The following is a 17112-nucleotide window of genomic DNA, read 5'->3' as shown; positions in this document are numbered from 1 at the left end:
TATCGATAGACAACTATAAGTCAGTAGAACATTTATTAATTACTGGCTTTTGGGTCTAAGGCAGTACCACGACTGGCATCATCACCATCTGGTAAAACATCATCGTTATTGCGATCTAATGGATTTAAATCTGGGTCAATTGGTCTGCTATTCGATGTTGGTATCGAACTCTTCGGTGCCGGTAAATCGTTCCCTGTACGGTCATCGCTGTCAGGCATTAGATCATCATTATTACTGTCTAATGGATTTAAGTCTGGATCGAGCGCACCGTTACTAATCGCCACGCCATCATTGGCCATTGCCGTTTCATCATAGACGACGAACTCGATACGGCGGTTACGGAAACGACCTTGCTCTGTAGCGTTATCAGCGATTGGATCTGTCTCACCCATACCTTTGGTCATAAGCTTACTTGGATCCGCACCTTGCGCGACCAAATAATCTTTCATCGATTGCGCGCGCTCTTGTGACAACTGCATATTATAAGCAGCATCGGCGGTTTTATCGGTATGGCCGATAATCAGCAGCTTCATATCTGGCACTTGTTCCATAATCTGAACAGCATTGTCCAATAATGGCTTGTTAGCTTCTGGAATAACAGCTTTATCTACTTCAAAGTTCACGACTTGCAGGCTCAGCGCACGCGCCACATCACGAGGATCTGGGTCTTGACCAAGGTTCTGCATCGCCGCTTGTGACGCTGCTAAACTGCGATCAATCTCGCTTTGTTCATCGAGCGGACCTTCTGCTTGTACCGTCATAGCTGGCGCTGCGGCTTGTAAATCAGCAACCAATTTCTCTAATGCTGCTGCATCTGGCGCATTGACCGTAATGGTGTCGCCTTTGATCAGCATACTGGCATTGGGCACGTTTTTGACGATTGGCAAAATAGAAGAAAGCTGAGCAGCAGCTGGCATATCGATCGAGAAGTTATCGTCGACATCGGCGCGGCAGTTATTGGCTTCATCACCAAATGTCGCTGTCAACGCGTCCATCACGTTGCCTTGTAGCGTCTCGTTACCAACGTTCATACGGCAGGCATATAGCCCACTATTTTCACCAGTCGCAATACGCAGTGAAGCCGGCTCTATATCGGCTGCAACCACTGTTTGTCCGTCATTAGCCGCTTGCTGCTCAGTGTTAACTGGCGTACCGACTGGCTCAGGATTATCTTGACAACCTCTGAGTAGCGCCCACGCTAATGCGCCTAAGATAATCAGACCAATAATCGGTAGCAGCGCTTTCATAAAACTGCCTTTTTCTTCCTCTTCACGGCGAATAGGCGCAGTGCTGACCGTATCAGACACATGAGCACCAGCTGGTGCGGCAATCATACCTGCAGGCAGAACGGCGCTTGCCCATACTGGAATATGGTGCTGATAACTGGCAAGATTGTCATTTAAAAACTGGGGCACAGGCGTGGTTCCGGCCAAGCTTTTGATTTCGTGATACGCTAACGGTGCGGCCATCGCAATCAAACCACGGGCTGCAGTTGCATCAACGTTATGTTTACCCGCAAGCTCACGGGCAATTTGGTCGCGGTGGGCGCCATCGGTCCATACGCGGTCATAAAACCCTTGGTCATCACGGGCGATATTTTCATTAGCAAAACGTGTATAAGTCGTATTATCTGCTAGACGTGCGGCAAAAATAGCATAAAATTGTTCAAGTAAGTTTTGTTTAGCGGGATTGCGATCATCGCCTAATACTGCAGGGCTAACCGTCCGCGTTAAGTGACTGATAATATCCATAATGTCATTCCTCAATAAATTGTTATTTTGAATAATTCTTTTGTACCGAACTGCATTCTCAAAAAAATAAAAAGTTAATAGTACTGATATTTCTTAATAACGATATTTTTTAATATTAATATTTATATCAGCATTTAATAAACATTAGGTATTAAAAAGCGGCTTAGTAAATATCAGCACTATCTATATTCAACTTTTGTCATTATAAAAGTATTAAGGTTGTATTCACAATCGATGGGCTGTTGTGCAATTGCTACGTTAAGTAATGTTTCAGTTGTGACACGTAACTGCGAAGTCTTTACAGTACAAATTACTAACATATCCATTATATCTGGAAATGACTGTCTATCTTTTAGGCAAAAATAAAAAGGAGGATAGTCAATGATTGATCCTACCGTCCTTTAGCTCATTATTTGTTAGGCGTTTTAAACTATCAGCTTACTCGCGCAGGCTCCGCCACGATAACGCTATTGGCCATATCGTCTACTTCTGACTCTGAAAAAGGTCCCGGTGGTCGCGTTGATGCGGGACGGTCGTTGCTTCTAGGTTCATTGCTTCTAGGTTCATTGCTTCTAGGCTCGTTAGCTCTAGGCGGATTATTAAAATCATCATTGCGCACCGGTGCAGGAGTCACGCTATCACCGGTGACGTCATCAGAAGCTTGATAGTCGTTATTGTTATTTGCATTACTGTTATTCATATTATTAGTGCCAACGTACTGGTCATTTAGGCCGCTACCACCTTGAGCAAACTGATTGCTTGCACCGTTCATCGCCATATTATCGGCGCCTATGCCGCTTTCTGCATTATTAGGCAATGGTAGCGGCGCGGTACTATCTACCATTATTGCTGGTGCCAAAGTACGGATATCAGTGGTCAATCTTTGTAGCTGCATACCATCCGGCGCTTCTATTGTCATACGGTCGTTTTGCAACTGTAGACGGGCAAACGGCGTCGCTCTTAATAATGTCAGGATATTGGGTAGCGCTTCGATAGGCATATTGGCAATATTGTTAGCCACGCCTTCTTGTACCGTAAACTGACACATCCCTGCCTGCTCGCCAAAACTGCTATTGAGCGCTTGTTGCAGCGTGCTTTGTAGTGCAGCGTCACCGACAGAGGCGCTACACGTGTATAAATTACCGTTATTATCCACGCCAACGATAAGCGTAGCGGGCGTCAACACCTGCGCGGGCTGCTCAGCGACAGGCGCTACCACAGCGGGTGCAGTCGCCACTGGCTCTACAGGCGGGACTTCATTAGGCTTAATTAAAAATGCCCATACCAATCCAATCGCTGCGATGGCGGCCAATAATAAAAACACCCGTATTAATAAGTCATTACGCTGGTTGCGGGTTCGTACTTTTTCGCGCTTTAAACTGCTGTTTTCTGCTAAGTGATGCTCAGCAGGATTGGCATGAATAGCGCTCGCAGTTAGGCTGTTATCGAAGCTTTCACTAGCAAGTTCTGTTGCCATGTTTGGTTGTTTTATCAAGTTTTCAGAAGGGCTTACCACGCTTGCTTCAGTAGCATCTTTATTTAATAAAACAGTTTCTGTCGCCGCATTGACTATGGCGTTTTGATAATCAAACAATTCATCAGGGTTATCTTGTGCGACGGTAATGAGCGGTGCTGCCCATATTGGCAGGTAATGGCGCAGTGAAGGTTGCTCATTTTGTAAAAATGCTGGTAAAAACTGCCCGTTGGCCATGACTTTAAGCTCACGATAAGCCAGTGGCGCGGCATTCATAATGAGCTTTGTAGTAGTCAGCTCATCAATATGATGGGTCACTGCCAGCTCTTCGATAATGGTTTGGCGCGCGCTTGGAGCTTGCCATAGTTGTTCAAATAATGGCGTCTCTACTATATTTTCATTAGTAATCGGCTCATCATCACGCAATAACTGCGAGTAAATTTGCGGCAATGCCAAACGCGCCGCCAAAATGGCATAAAACTGCTCTAATAAGCTGACATAAGACACGCTGCCGTGATCAATACGATGACCATCAATAATATGTTTATTATTAATTTGGCTACCTAAGACGGCTGGGGTCACTATCTGCTCTAATTGGTCGATGATATTCATAAGTTCCAGCCTTTATCGGCGTTAATTTAAGATATGGGACAGCGATTCTTTTTTTGACTTCGGTTTTATACGCTGTAGACTGTAGCACGCCCATAAAAATGCGCGCTTAACAGGTCAACATTTAGTCAACACTTAGTTGATACTTAACAAGCTAATATTGGCATATAAATTGTCTATCATTTTTAATCTTTTTTTTAAAATTTCAACAAACGTAAAACTGGATAAATATCACCGATTAATGAGTTATTTTTAGTAAATATTTATTCTGTCGTTAAACGTTACGGTCAGTATACGAAGCATTACTTAGTTGCCTGTTACGCTGTTATATTATTCAATATAAACGATTATTAAAGCATAATTTTGTCGTCTATTGGTTTTTTGCCTTAGCATCAATGTTATTACTGTTGGTGTAAGCTTTAGCTATTTTCAGCATCCATATTTAGTTATTTTTTATCCAACTTATTTGGTATTTAAGCACTACGCTCTATAACACTGCCCCCTATCAGGCTCGGCCTAAGGACTCTCCTTTGTTCAACCACACGACGCTTATTATCATTATTACGGTTATTGTCAGTTTATTGGCGTGGCAAAATAAAACCCTATTTAATCGGCTGATTTTTTATCCGCCGGCGGTGAATAACGGTCAATGGGATCGCTTTGTGACCCACGGCTTTATTCATGCCGATGCGATGCACTTGCTGTTTAATATGTTCACCCTATACTTTTTTGGCCGGGCTATCGAAGGCTTATATCAGTCATTTTTATTCGGTTATGGTTTTGTGGTTTTTTATGTGTTGGCTATCGTGATTGCCATGGTGCCAAGCTATCTTAAAAATAAAAAAAGCGCCAGCTATCTAAGCCTTGGTGCTTCAGGTGGGGTTTCAGCGGTGCTATTTGCATTTATTTTGCTGGCTCCGTGGGAAAAAATTTATCTATTCGCCATTATTCCTATTCCAGCGATAGTTTTTGCTGTCGCTTACGTCGCTTATAGTATTTACGCCGATAAACGCGGTGGCTCCAATATCAATCACATGGCACATATGTGGGGCGGCGCGTTTGGGGTGATTGCGACCATTATTTTAGAACCTCGCGTCCTGCCGCACTTTTTAAATGCGCTATTGTCTCCTGGGCTGTAGAGCGGTTAGTTTTAGAATCTTTAGTTTTAAATTTGCTAATTGATAACGTTTGATGTTTTGCCCTAATTTGTATTTAACAACATGTTTAAGAATTTAATAAATAATTATGATTATAGATATTATTGGCGATATTCACGGTTATGCAGACAAATTGGTTGGGCTGCTAAAGCAGTTGGGCTACGTGCATAATGGCAGCCATTTTGTACCGCCATCGGGGCATCGGGCGCTCTTTATTGGTGATTTGATTGACCGTGGTTCGCAGCAGGTTGCTACCCTTGAAATTGTTTTTGCGATGCTAGATGCAGGTGTGGCCGATGCGGTGATGGGCAATCATGAATACAATGCTTTGGCTTTTGCGATGCTTGATCCAAAGCAGCCCGAGTACTATTTACGCTCGCATAGCGATGTACACGTACGCCAACATGAAGCGTTTTTAGCCGAAGTGCCCTTTGGCTCAGAAGCGCATCAATACTGGTTGCAGCGCTTTTATGAGATACCGCTTTGGCTTGAGACCGATTATGCCTGTTTTGTCCACGCTTGCTGGGATGTCGATAGCATGGCGGTATTAAAACCTTTGCTCACTGCTGATAACTGCTTGACCCCTGAAGCGGTCATTGCCAGCTCACATAAACATAGCCCTGCCTACGACGCGCTTGAGCGTGTGTTAAAAGGTGTGGAAACAGCGTTACCTAAGGGTTTGGTCATGGTCGATAAAGACGGTGCAGCGCGCTCACAAGTACGCGTGCGCTGGTGGCTTGATGAGCTAAATAAGCGGCCTATACATGAAATCGCCCGTGCGCCAAAATCGGGCTTGGCGCAGATTCCAAACGATGCGATGGCAGAGAACATTGAATTTGCCCTTAAAACACACAAACCCGTGTTTGTTGGGCATTATTGGCTTACTGGCAATCCTGAACCATTAAGCAATCAAGTGGTTTGCACCGATTATTCAGCAGCCATAGATAGCGGTTATATGACCTGTTATCAGCTTGATACTGAGCAGCCATTACCATTGAAAGCCAGTAACTTTGTGCAATATCGCCATGATGAAGGTCCATTATAAATCTATAAAACCGCGACATAAAAAACTGCTATTTGGTCAGCTTTGACATTAAACGGCAAACTTGGCTTTACGAAGGCAGCAAAACTTTTGTATGATGGTCTTTTTGAGGATATCAAAGCATGAGCACCACCTCCGCTACTGTGAACCCTACTACACAAAACGCTGCTATTGAGCAAAACGGTCCCATTACCTCCCCTGCTGGTCAACCAAAAGTTGGCATTATCATGGGCTCGCAGTCGGATTGGGCGACCATGAGTGCAGCGGCGCAGTTGCTTGCTGACTTTGATATTGCCTTTGAATGTGAAGTGGTGTCAGCCCATCGTACGCCAGATAGATTGTTTGATTATGCCAAAAGCGCGAAAAATAATGGCTTGCAGGTAATTATCGCTGGAGCGGGCGGCGCGGCGCATCTGCCCGGCATGTGTGCCAGTCAAACGCCGCTGCCTGTGTTTGGGGTGCCTGTTAAATCATCCATGCTTAGCGGTTGGGACAGTCTGCTTTCTATCGTACAAATGCCAAAAGGTGTGGCTGTTGGCACCTTAGCCATTGGTACTGCTGGTGCCTATAACGCGGCCCTCCTTGCCATTCAGGTGCTGGCCTTGCATGATGAATCGCTTGCCACTAAGCTTGATAACATGCGTCAAGCGCAAACAGAGACCATTCTTGCAAGTCCAACGCCCGGTATTATTAATCAGTAACACAATTAAAGTTGGTCAGATTTATATAAAATTTTAGCAAAACTGCTATTATCAATATTCTTGCTAGCAATATTTGATACTTACCATGCGCTAAACTTGATATTTATAGCCAAATGAGTTTTACTAAAGATAAGGTGCATACGGTGCACCTTTTCCTATTTCTAACCTTAACTTTTAGCCAATCATTTACTAAAAACCCTTATTCATTTTAAATGTAAAGAGCCTGCCATGACTACCGCCAATGCTTATCCTGTTACCCAAACCATCCGTACCATCGGTATTTTAGGCGGCGGTCAGCTTGGTATGATGCTCGCCCAAGCTGCCCTGCCGCTCGGTTATCAGTGCGTGTTTTTAGAAGATAATGCCAACTGCCCTGCCAGCCTATACGGCAAAGTTTTTTCTAGCGAGCAATTAGATGAATTTATTGCCGCAGCTGACGTCTTTACTTTAGAGTTTGAAAACACACCAACGGCGACTGTCGAACAGTTGGCAAATCTATCAAAATCAGGCAGCAAACAAGGTATGTTCCCGCCACCGCTTGCCCTTGATATCGCTCAAGATCGCTTAAAAGAAAAAGGCATGTTTAATGAGCTTGATATCGCCACCGTGCCATTTATGGCGGTCAATTCTGAAGCCGAATTAAAGCAAGCTTGCGACGAGCTAGGATTGCCGATAGTGCTCAAGACCAGCCGCGGTGGTTATGATGGTAAAGGTCAATTCGTTATCAAAGAGGACAGCGATATTAAAACTGCTTGGCATGAGCTAAAAGACGCGGTTAGCGGTAAAGGTTCATTAACCCCAACGCCTGCGCCATTAATTGCAGAGGGCTTTATTAACTTTAGCCGTGAAGTATCTATCATTGCTGTACGCGCGCAAAATGGTCAGGTGCGCTGCTATGATTTGGTCGAAAATCACCATCATCATGGTATCTTAGCCAAAACCCGCGCCCCTGCCGTTGGTACCAGCCATTTATTTCAGCAAGCAACCGATGCCATTAGCACGGTGATGAATCACTTGGGTTATGTCGGTGTGATGGCGCTTGAGCTATTTGTGAGTAAAGATGCTCGCGGTAACGATTATCTGCTAGCCAACGAGATTGCTCCGCGCGTGCATAACTCTGGACACTGGAGTATCGAAGGCGCGATTACCAGTCAATTTGAAAACCATATCCGCGCGGTGGTCAATCTGCCCTTAGGCGATACCGACAACGTTCATCCAGCGATTATGCTCAACGTGTTGGGTCAATATCCTGATATCAGCGCGGTGCTCAATATCGATGGCGCCCATTATCATAGCTACCATAAGGCTGAGCGCGAAGACCGTAAAATTGCCCATATCACCTTGATGCCAAATGACGTGGCGGATTTAGAACCTGCGCTAGCAAAACTGGTTGCGGTCTTGCCAAATAAAGTAGGGCTTGATAAAAAACTGGCCCCTACTATTACCGAGAAGCAAACAAGTACGCTAGAGGAAGCAAGCAATACGAAACCTAACAGTATTTCAGAAGATAATGAAAATGAAGTCAAAGGTAGCCAAACAGAGGCATTATTAAAGACCGATAAGGCTGAGAAATAATGCAGATTTGGGTAGATGCCGATTCGGTGCCATTGATTGCCAAAGACTTAATCATCAAAACGGCTGAACGTACCCAAACGATGGCGATATTTGTTGCCAATCAGCCGATTAAATTGCGCAAATCACCGCTGCTCGTCATGACCGTGGTGCCATCAGGGTTTGATAAAGCCGATGATTATATCGTTGAGCAAATCCAGCCAGGCGATTTGGCCATTACCAGCGACATTCCTTTGGCCAATGATATTTTGGATAAAGGCGGTATGGTTTTGACCACCCGCGGTGTGGTTTACGATAAAAACAACATCAAGCAAAAGCTTAATATGCGTGACTTTATGGATACCATGCGCGGCACTGGTGTGCTTGAGTTGCAAGAAATGAGCGGGCAGAAACCTTACGGCGACCGCGACAAAAAAGCCTTTGCCGATGGTCTTAATCGCTTGGTACGTTAATTGGTGCGGTCAAGACGATGCAAGCGGTTCAAGATAAAGGTATCAAACGCTATATTATGCTAAGCACGGTATTTTCCTTAGATACGAGTAAATGGAACCAGCCTGGTATTGCCGATTTAAAAGAATACTACGTCTGTAAGCATTATGCCGATCAGTGGTTGGTTAAAAATAGCAGTCTTAATTACACCATTGTACAAGCAGGTGCGCTAAAAGAGCGCGCTGGTACTGGTAAAATCATTGTTAACGATGATAATGCGGGCGAAAACGCTATTGAAGATGTGGCTACAACATTAGCAGCGGTACTTAATGCTGATAATACGATCAAAAAAGTCTTTAGTATGCATAATGGTGAGACCGCCATCGATGCAGCGCTGGCTAAACTTTAGCAAATAAAAGCTATAATAAATAATATGTAGCTTTGAAGCATTATTAAAAACACAGAAATAAAAAAGCGCGTAAGCCCTGGTTTACGCGCTTTTGTTATGGATTATTTAAAAATTAACGGTTACGTTAAATGATATTAAAGAACAACTAAGCTAGGCCACTTGGAAATGGAATGACGTCCTCTAAGCTGCTAGCGCCTGTGATGACCATCAGCAATCTATCAATACCGACAGCGATACCGCTACAAGGTATTAAGTCATCAGATGCTGCTAATAAATGTTCATCGATTGGCATTTGCGGCAGATTATGCTGCTTGCGCAATTGATTATCACGCTCAAAGCGCGCTCTTAACGCCTGCCCGTCTGCTAGCTCATCGTAAGCATTGGCAATTTCAATGCCATTAATATACAGCTCAAAACGCTTGGCGACTGTATTACCGTCTTTATCGATAGCCGTCTTTGCTAGTGCTGCCGTCGCAGGCGGATATTCTATAATCAACGTCGGCAAATCGTGCCCCAAATTTGGCTCGACGGTATGACTAAACAATAAATCTAACCAACTTTGACGAATATCTTCTTCACTATTGCTGGCACCATTTTCTGCACTATTAAAATCAAACCCTGTTAAACCTTTGTCTTCTGCCACCGCTTGTAGCGCGGCAAGACTCGCCGTTAACGGATGGATACCCACAAAATCCATAAAAGCATCGACGTAACGATAATGACTTAGCACCATCGGATAACCGTAAAGCGCCTCCAATAGCTCGCCCAATTCAGTACCCATATCCTCTAGGCTATAGTTCGGCTGATACCACTCAAGCATAGTAAATTCAATATTGTGGCGCACGCCTATCTCGTTATCACGAAATACCGGACAAATCTGGTAAATGGGCATCTGCCAGCTGGCAAGTAGGCGCTTCATGGCAAACTCAGGCGACGTATGCAGATAATAGGTACAAGGTTTATCTTGATACGTAACCTGCGCCGCTACCGACTGTAAAAAGGTATCGGTATTACCCGCTTGTGAGAGCAACGGCGTCTGTACTTCAAGCACGTGGCGACTGGCAAAAAACTGCCGAATAGCATTGATAAATTGCGCACGCCTTTGTGCCATCGCTAATGTCATCGTTGGCGCATAACTGGGTTTAGAGGAAAGGTTATTTGCTTGGGTCATTACTCTCTACTGTAGTTTTCGAAAAAAAAATCAAATAATTAAAATAGGCTTTGAAATGGACTTTTAACCTTTAAAGCTGGTTGTCTTTTAAAACTGCCATTCGCGGCGTAAATGATAATCTCGGCGCAATTGATCAAAATCTGCACCATGTATTTGTCCATCTGTTAATTTATCTCGCAGTGCCGCATCATCTGCCATGATGTCATAAAACTTCACCAATCTATCTGGATGCTCCTTTAGCTCAGACCATAAAAACATATTGAGCGGCAGTAATCTATGCATGGTTTGCACAGGGGTCACTGTTAATTTTTCACACAGCGCATCATAAATCATTTGCGTACCGCGTAGCTTACCTTCTAACGTGTAGCCAGCAATATGAGGAGTGGCAATCGCAAGTTTAGATAATAAATTTGCTGCTATCTCAGGCTCATGCTCAAACACATCGAGTACCACTTGGCGTCCAGTACGGGCAATATCTGCCTGCAAATCATCGGCATTAATGACCGGCCCACGCGCGCTATTAATCAACAAAGTATCTGCTGGCATCGCAGCCAATGCTTCTTTATCAATTAAATGACGAGTTGGATAGTCGCTACCAGTAGGATTAGTGGCATCTTTTTTATCGGTCAACGGCACGTGCAAGCTAATCACATGACTTTGGCTCAATACTTGCTCAAAGCTGGCGTTATTGATGTTCGATGCAGGCAGTAGCGGATCGTAACCCAATACTTGCCAGCCCAAATCATGGGCATATTGCGTAAGAGTGCTGCCAATATTACCCAGTCCGATGATGCCCAAGGTCGCGGGCGGCGTCGATTTCTGCCAATATTGTGGACGTAAATTTAAGATAGCGGTCAATACGTACTGCGCAACCGAATGCTTACTGCAGCCTGCGGCATTGGCAAAGGTAATATTGCGCGCTGCCAAATAGGTTTGATCGACATGGTCAGTACCAATCGTCGCCGAACCAACAAATTGAACGGTATTATTGTTTGCCAATAGCGGCTCGCCAACTGGCGTAACCGAGCGTATCAACAGTACGTCAGGCTGATACGCTGCGAGCAACTGGGCATTGATCGCGCGCCCAGCAACGCTAATAATATTTACTGGTCGTTTATTATTTTGCCCAAGCGTCGACGCATTAAAAAACTCATCAAGGCTAGCGATATTGCTATCAGCAATGATAGTTAGAGGACGCATATGTTCATTATTTGCAGCGCTCGCATGTGGCATTTTTAATTATCCCTATCTCTAAAGGTTTATTATCAATGATTGCTGGATTAGCAAGGTGTATTTTTTATAGGTTGGTTTTAATAGTTTTTAAATTGCTGTTTAAATTAAGCACACGCCCTAATCCGTAGAAACGATATTTTCGTCTTCATTTTGTGCCTTAACTTTAGGTTGCAGCTGGGCGTCAGCGAGCATATCTTCGTGCTGCGCAAATAAATCATTCTTATGCTGCGATATCCACTCACGCCATACCGCAAGGCCGATTGCCAATACCACAGGACCGATAAACAAGCCGACAAAACCAAACGCCGTCAGACCGCCCAATACTCCGATAAAAATAATAATAAAAGGAATTTTGGTCGCGCCGCTGATGACGATAGGACGTATAAGATTATCAACCCAGCTGATAACCAGTATGCCCCAAAGCGCCAAACCAATCCCTTCTACGGTATGACCTTGGCTTAATAACCAAATAGACACCCCGCCCCAAACAAATGGCGTACCAAAGGGGATTAAAGCGATAATAAAAGTGACAATAGTCAGTAGAATGGGACTTGGTGCACCAGCGAAATAATAACCAATACCAGCGAGCAAAGCCTGAGCCAATGCGGTCAAACCAATGCCATACACTACCGCGCGCGTGGTCGTACCGACCGAATCAATATAACCATCGATGCGATTACCAATGATATTGCGTAAGGCTTGGCGGATTTGACGTACCAAACTGGTGCCATCGCGATAAAAGAAAAACAGCGTCATCAGCGCCATCCCCATTTTGGCAAGACCACTGAAAACGACATCGAACGCGACTTTGCCATAATACAGATGCGACTGTACCCACAGGCGAAAAGCCTCTAGCGTGCCTTCTGGATTTTTATTAATTCTCCACAACACATCTTTAACTTGCTGTCCGATGACGGGTAAGTCCTTGATAGAGTCTGGCACATCCAAATAGCCAACCTTGATGCGATAAATTAAGTTGCTAATCAGGCTTAAGGCTTCTTGCTGCAAGATAAAGACACCAGCAACGAGCGGCAGACCTATCATCAATGTGATGCTGACCGTCATAATGGCGGCGCTAAAGTTTGAGCTAAAGCGAACGCGCTGATGAAAAAAATTATAAATAGGAAAGGTGACGTACGCTAAAATCGCGGCCCACAGTGCCGGTACAATAAAAAACTGTACGACTTGAAAGCACAATACAATCAGCACCACCAGCAAAGTAATAGCCAATAAGCGCTGAATAATAAATTCTTTTGTCCAGTTTTCGATCATAGCGTATAAACCAAGAGCGGGCAGCAGACAGCCAATTTGGCGCTGCTGTAACGTTTATAAATAGGTGGATAAAAATCACAGACTGCGTACATTATTTATATCCCTTAGCGAGTGTGTTGCGTTATAAATTATACGTTGTCAGCTTTGCGAGATATTCGCTTCATAAATTAGGCGAAATCATGGCGAAAAATAAGTCTAATAATAGCGCTACCGTATCATAGCGCGCTTTTATAAACATGTTATTTGGTTATAAAAAACAGTATTCATCTATAAAAATAATTGTGATTCATAAAATCGCTCTTAACTTGCCATTTCTCTATATTTAGAAGAGTAAGCCCAACCATAATAACGGCTTATTATGCCTCAAAGCCTGCCAAATAAATAAGGCTATGTTGTAATCTTTACTTACAATTACCTGCACGCTATCGGCACCAATATTATTAAGTATTAATAGGTACTTTCAAAAATACCTTATTAGAATCATTGCTTTAAAATAATAGTCATTTATTTGCTTTTAAAGAATTCTGGCCTGACAACTTGCGCGCTAAATCACTGTGCAGTTCTATTTGTGCAGACAATTGATGTTATACTAAAAGGATTAATTTGCACATTTAAATGCTACTAAGCGGGTTTGCTGTTATTGGTTTATAGCAAAATCAGCCCTAGCATTTTTAACATTATTTCTTACAATCTTCATTTATAACTCTATTCTAAACGGTTTTAAGCACTACCATTTAGAGCAGCGCCGCATATTTTAGTAATACCGATATTCATTGTATTAATGGCTATCCAAGTGCCGCGCTCAGCATAGGCTCACGATTGATGAGCCTTGATATGGGGGCATAAGTGCATACTTATATTTTGCGTTACTTTTATAACCTATTTTGCTTTGGTTTTATTTGAAACTAAGCTAGATTCAATACATTTACACAACCTATTGATAGGAACAATAACAATGTCAAAAGACACCACCAAAGATACTGACAATCCCAACCTTAATTCGTCAAATGAGGCCAATACAGGCTCTAAATCGCAAGATAGCGTTACTTTTGCGTTAGCACAATCGCATTTTTTGGTCGGCGATATCACCGCCAATGCTGAAAAAATGCGCGCCCTTGCCCTACAAGCCCGTGAGCAAGGCGCTGATGTCATCATTTTCCCAGAGCTTGCTTTATTAGGCTATCCTCCGCAAGATTTGCTGCTACGTCCTAGCCTATCTGGCCGTGTCAAAAGCGCGCTGTCTAGCTTAAGTGATATCGATGATATCGTGATGATTGTAGGCTATCCGCATGTCGATCATCATGGCACCTTTAACTCGGCGGCGATTTTGCATAACGGTCATCAAAAAGGCTTTTATCATAAGCAAATCTTACCAAATTATGGCGTTTTTGATGAGCGTCGTTATTTTGATAAAGGTCGCAATCAAGTCTTATTTGACTATAAAGGCATTACCATTGGTCTGCTAATCTGCGAAGATTTGTGGGAAAAAGGTCCGATTGCTGAGCTTAAAAAACAAGGTGCTGACCTTGTGGCCTGCTTAAATGCCTCACCGTTTGAGATTGAAAAACAAGACAATCGTAAAACCATGCTCGCCAAACGTAGCCGCGAAAATAATCTGCCAATTATTTATCTTAATGCCGTTGGCGGGCAGGATGATTTGGTATTTGACGGCGGCTCTATGGCCATCCAATCTGATGGCAGCGTTGCTCATGAAGCGTCGCGCTTTATGAATCAGCTTATGCTGACGACGTTTGACGTAAAAACCGCAAAATTCGATACGCAAACAAAAGCGCCGTTGTCATTAAGCCGCGAGTCGGAGATGTACCAAGCGTTGGTCGTCGGTTTGCGTGATTATGTCAATCTTTCGGGCTTTACTGGTATTATTGTTGGCTTGTCAGGCGGTATTGATTCTGCGTTAACCTTATGTATCGCTGTCGATGCGCTGGGTGCTGATAAAGTCTATGCGGTGATGATGCCGTACGAATATACCTCTCAAATCAGTTTAGAGGACGCGCAGGCGCAAGCCCGTCGCTTAAACGTTTCTTATACGGTTTGCCCGATTTTTGACGCCGTTGAAGGCATACGTCATACTTTAGCACCACTATTTAACAAATCGCCTGCTGATACCACCGAAGAAAATATCCAAGCGCGCGCTCGCGGTGTGGTACTAATGGCCTTGTCTAATAAATTTGGGCATTTAGTCATCACTACGGGTAACAAATCAGAGCTAGCAGTTGGTTATTCGACTTTATACGGCGATATGGCAGGCGGTTTTGACGTATTAAAAGACGTTTATAAAACGCAAGTTTATAAGCTTGCCAGCTATCGCAACCGTTTAGAAGACACGCCAGTTATTCCTGAGCGCGTTATCATACGTCCGCCATCGGCCGAACTACGTCCTGATCAAGAAGACCAAGATAGCTTGCCAGACTATGATGTGCTAGATGGTATTTTGATGTCGTATATCGACGAAGATATGGGCTATCAAGATATTGTCGATAAAGGATTTGATGCCGATTTGGTCGCTAAGGTGATTAAAATGGTTGATAATAGCGAATTCAAACGTGCTCAAGCGCCGATTGGGACTAAAATCAGCCATAAAGCCTTTGGCCGTGAACGCCGTTTTCCTTTAGTCAATAAATGGTCGATAAAAGGCTAAGCGTCAACGACTAAAGTTGCTATTTCAACCTTTTAGATGTCTCTGTAGTCTGAATATACTATCCTTTAGATAGAGGCTAAAAGGTTGAATAACTTTACGTTTCTATATAATTTGATATAATATAATCAGAATATTTTATAATAAGCTGGGTACTTACCCAGCTTTTTTAGTTTTTATTGATAAAGTTTTCTTTATATAAGACTCTTTGAATAAATAATTAAACCCAGTTCTCTACTTTTCTATATTTCAACTACTTTCAATTTAACTACCCTACCTATCGTTATCCGAGTCCGTCATGAGTTTGCTAACCGCTAGTATTTTTCTTTTATTATTACTGGCTTTGAGTGCCTTTGTTTCTGGGGCAGAAATTGCTATCGCTGCTGGTCGCAAGATTAAGCTGCAAATCATGGCAAAAGAAGGCGAAGTCCGCGCCCTTGATGTTTTGCATATGCAAGAAAATCCTGGTGGATTTATTACGGTGGTGCAAGTCGTGCTTAATGCCGTCGCCATTTCAGCTGGTGCGGTTGGTGAGTCGGCGATTAGCCCGTATTTACAGCTGTTAGTCAAGAATGAAGCGGTGTCATCGGTTATCTCTTTCGTCGTGATTACCAGCTTATTTTCCCTACTTGCCGATTTGATGCCCAGACGTTTGGCGATGTCTAATGCAGAAGTTTTTGCAGTGCGGCTGGTACGCCCTATGATGGCGCTGACATTTATTTTTAAGCCCGTTATTTGGGTCTTTGATGGCGCAGCAAACCTGATTTTTGAATTTTTTGGTATCTCAACCACGCGCCAAGATGACATGACACCAGAAGACATCTATGCAGTGATGGACGCGGGCGCCGAAGCTGGGGTAATCAAAAAACAAGAACATCATCTGATCGAAAATATTTTTGAGATGCAAGAGCGTACCGTCACCTCAGTCATGAATCCGCGTGAGCATATCGTTTATTTTGATAGCAAAACCAGCACCGAAGAAGTGGTTGAGGTGATGATTGCCCAGCCACATAATAAGTTTTTGGTCTGCGAAGAAGACGATTTAGAGCAAATTATCGGCTATGTAGAATCGCGCAGCTTTCTAGCTTTGGTACTCAATCAACAAGAAGTCAGCCTAACCGATAAAGCGCTATTAAAACCGGCGTTATTTGTACCTGATACCTTGTCTTTGTTTGAAGTGTTGGAGATGTTTAAATCGACCGGCGCCGACTTTGCCGTTATCGTCAATGAATATGGCTTGGTGGTTGGTGTCATTACCCTACGTGATGTAATGAGTATTGTCATGGGAGAGCTGGTGACGGTTGAAGAGCAGCCTATCGTGCAACGTACCGATAATTCTTGGCTCATCGATGGCATGACACCTATTGAAGATGTGGTTCGCGCGCTCGATATCGTTAATTTACCGCGCAGTCAAAATTATGAAACCATTAGCGGCTTTATGATGTATATGCTGCGCAAAATTCCTAAGAAAACCGATACCATCGAATACGCCAACTATCGCTTTGAGATTATCGCGACTGACAATCTGAAAATCACCCAGCTACTCGTCACCAAACTTGAAGAAAAAGTTTTGTAAAAGCTGCATTTCGAAGTGCATTTCACGATAAATAACCGTATAAATTTAGAGAGTTTGACC

The 17112-nt window shown here is 43.5% G+C and carries 13 protein-coding genes; 8 read left to right on the top strand and 5 right to left on the bottom strand.

Translation table 11 applies throughout. The features are described 5' to 3' along the window. Positions 1-35: 35 nt before the first annotated feature. Positions 36-1751: an OmpA family protein gene (locus FOR85_RS07635; protein ID WP_144297422.1), complete on the bottom strand. Its 1716-nt coding sequence runs from the start codon at positions 1749-1751 to the stop codon at positions 36-38. A 433-nt stretch (positions 1752-2184) separates the two neighbouring features. Continuing rightward, positions 2185-3837 carry a hypothetical protein gene (locus tag FOR85_RS07630; protein ID WP_144297421.1) on the bottom strand — a complete coding sequence of 551 codons (1653 nt, stop codon included), beginning with the start codon at positions 3835-3837 and terminating at the stop codon, positions 2185-2187. Positions 3838-4364: 527 nt separating this feature from the next. On the opposite strand from FOR85_RS07630, the gene FOR85_RS07625 reads away from it, so the two are divergent. The 6 genes from FOR85_RS07625 to FOR85_RS07600 all read left to right on the top strand — a co-directional run bounded on the left by FOR85_RS07625 (position 4365) and on the right by FOR85_RS07600 (position 9144). Continuing rightward, positions 4365-4973, top strand: coding sequence for a rhomboid family intramembrane serine protease (locus tag FOR85_RS07625; RefSeq protein WP_144297420.1), 609 nt, complete (start codon positions 4365-4367; stop codon positions 4971-4973). Between the two features lie 106 nt (positions 4974-5079). Further along, a complete protein-coding gene (locus FOR85_RS07620; RefSeq protein ID WP_144297419.1) occupies positions 5080-6036 on the top strand; it encodes a metallophosphoesterase in 957 nt (318 codons plus the stop codon). Positions 6037-6155: 119 nt separating this feature from the next. Further along, entirely contained in the window at positions 6156-6734 is a 579-nt protein-coding gene (purE, locus tag FOR85_RS07615) for a 5-(carboxyamino)imidazole ribonucleotide mutase (protein ID WP_144297418.1), read from the top strand. 228 nt (positions 6735-6962) lie between these two features. Continuing rightward, complete coding sequence (locus FOR85_RS07610; RefSeq protein WP_144297417.1) at positions 6963-8309, top strand: 5-(carboxyamino)imidazole ribonucleotide synthase; 1347 nt, start codon at positions 6963-6965, stop codon at positions 8307-8309. Further along, positions 8309-8758, top strand: a complete 450-nt coding sequence (locus tag FOR85_RS07605) for a DUF188 domain-containing protein (protein ID WP_144297416.1) — start codon at positions 8309-8311, stop codon at positions 8756-8758. The genes FOR85_RS07610 and FOR85_RS07605 overlap by 1 nt, the downstream gene beginning before the upstream one ends. Next, complete coding sequence (locus FOR85_RS07600; protein WP_263390484.1) at positions 8758-9144, top strand: NAD(P)H-binding protein; 387 nt, start codon at positions 8758-8760, stop codon at positions 9142-9144. Before FOR85_RS07605 ends, FOR85_RS07600 begins: the two co-directional genes overlap by 1 nt. A gap of 145 nt (positions 9145-9289) precedes the next feature. Here the strand turns inward: FOR85_RS07600 and epmA are convergent, their stop codons facing one another. From epmA to FOR85_RS07585, 3 genes are all read right to left on the bottom strand, one after another. Next, positions 9290-10315: an EF-P lysine aminoacylase EpmA gene (epmA, locus tag FOR85_RS07595; protein WP_144297415.1), complete on the bottom strand. Its 1026-nt coding sequence runs from the start codon at positions 10313-10315 to the stop codon at positions 9290-9292. A gap of 87 nt (positions 10316-10402) precedes the next feature. Further along, entirely contained in the window at positions 10403-11515 is a 1113-nt protein-coding gene (locus tag FOR85_RS07590) for a 4-phosphoerythronate dehydrogenase (protein WP_144297448.1), read from the bottom strand. A 150-nt stretch (positions 11516-11665) separates the two neighbouring features. Continuing rightward, on the bottom strand, positions 11666-12820 hold the full coding sequence (locus FOR85_RS07585) for an AI-2E family transporter (RefSeq protein ID WP_223808568.1): 1155 nt from the start codon (positions 12818-12820) through the stop codon (positions 11666-11668). A gap of 955 nt (positions 12821-13775) precedes the next feature. Between FOR85_RS07585 and FOR85_RS07580 the strand changes: the two genes are divergently transcribed. Both FOR85_RS07580 and FOR85_RS07575 read left to right on the top strand, forming a co-directional pair. Further along, complete coding sequence (locus FOR85_RS07580; protein ID WP_144297414.1) at positions 13776-15479, top strand: NAD+ synthase; 1704 nt, start codon at positions 13776-13778, stop codon at positions 15477-15479. A gap of 295 nt (positions 15480-15774) precedes the next feature. Further along, positions 15775-17052 (top strand): hemolysin family protein, encoded by a 1278-nt coding sequence (locus tag FOR85_RS07575; RefSeq protein WP_144297413.1) that lies wholly within the window; start codon positions 15775-15777, stop codon positions 17050-17052. The last annotated feature ends 60 nt before the right edge of the window (positions 17053-17112 follow it).

Source organism: Psychrobacter sp. YGAH215, from assembly GCF_007280595.1.
GTDB lineage: Bacteria > Pseudomonadota > Gammaproteobacteria > Pseudomonadales > Moraxellaceae > Psychrobacter > Psychrobacter faecalis.
Note: the sequence above shows the minus strand (reverse complement) of the source record. Positions and strands in the feature narration are given on the sequence as shown.

What these genes read in the sequence shown, in the direction of transcription:
- FOR85_RS07585 (WP_223808568.1), bottom strand. Translation starts at nt 12,820, where the DNA reads ATGATCGAAAACTGGACAAAAGAATTTATTATTCAGCGCTTATTGGCT.
- FOR85_RS07575 (WP_144297413.1), top strand. Translation starts at nt 15,775, where the DNA reads ATGAGTTTGCTAACCGCTAGTATTTTTCTTTTATTATTACTGGCTTTG.
- FOR85_RS07630 (WP_144297421.1), bottom strand. Translation starts at nt 3,837, where the DNA reads ATGAATATCATCGACCAATTAGAGCAGATAGTGACCCCAGCCGTCTTA.
- FOR85_RS07605 (WP_144297416.1), top strand. Translation starts at nt 8,309, where the DNA reads ATGCAGATTTGGGTAGATGCCGATTCGGTGCCATTGATTGCCAAAGAC.
- FOR85_RS07590 (WP_144297448.1), bottom strand. Translation starts at nt 11,515, where the DNA reads ATGCGTCCTCTAACTATCATTGCTGATAGCAATATCGCTAGCCTTGAT.
- FOR85_RS07580 (WP_144297414.1), top strand. Translation starts at nt 13,776, where the DNA reads ATGTCAAAAGACACCACCAAAGATACTGACAATCCCAACCTTAATTCG.
- FOR85_RS07610 (WP_144297417.1), top strand. Translation starts at nt 6,963, where the DNA reads ATGACTACCGCCAATGCTTATCCTGTTACCCAAACCATCCGTACCATC.
- epmA (WP_144297415.1), bottom strand. Translation starts at nt 10,315, where the DNA reads ATGACCCAAGCAAATAACCTTTCCTCTAAACCCAGTTATGCGCCAACG.
- purE (WP_144297418.1), top strand. Translation starts at nt 6,156, where the DNA reads ATGAGCACCACCTCCGCTACTGTGAACCCTACTACACAAAACGCTGCT.
- FOR85_RS07635 (WP_144297422.1), bottom strand. Translation starts at nt 1,751, where the DNA reads ATGGATATTATCAGTCACTTAACGCGGACGGTTAGCCCTGCAGTATTA.
- FOR85_RS07620 (WP_144297419.1), top strand. Translation starts at nt 5,080, where the DNA reads ATGATTATAGATATTATTGGCGATATTCACGGTTATGCAGACAAATTG.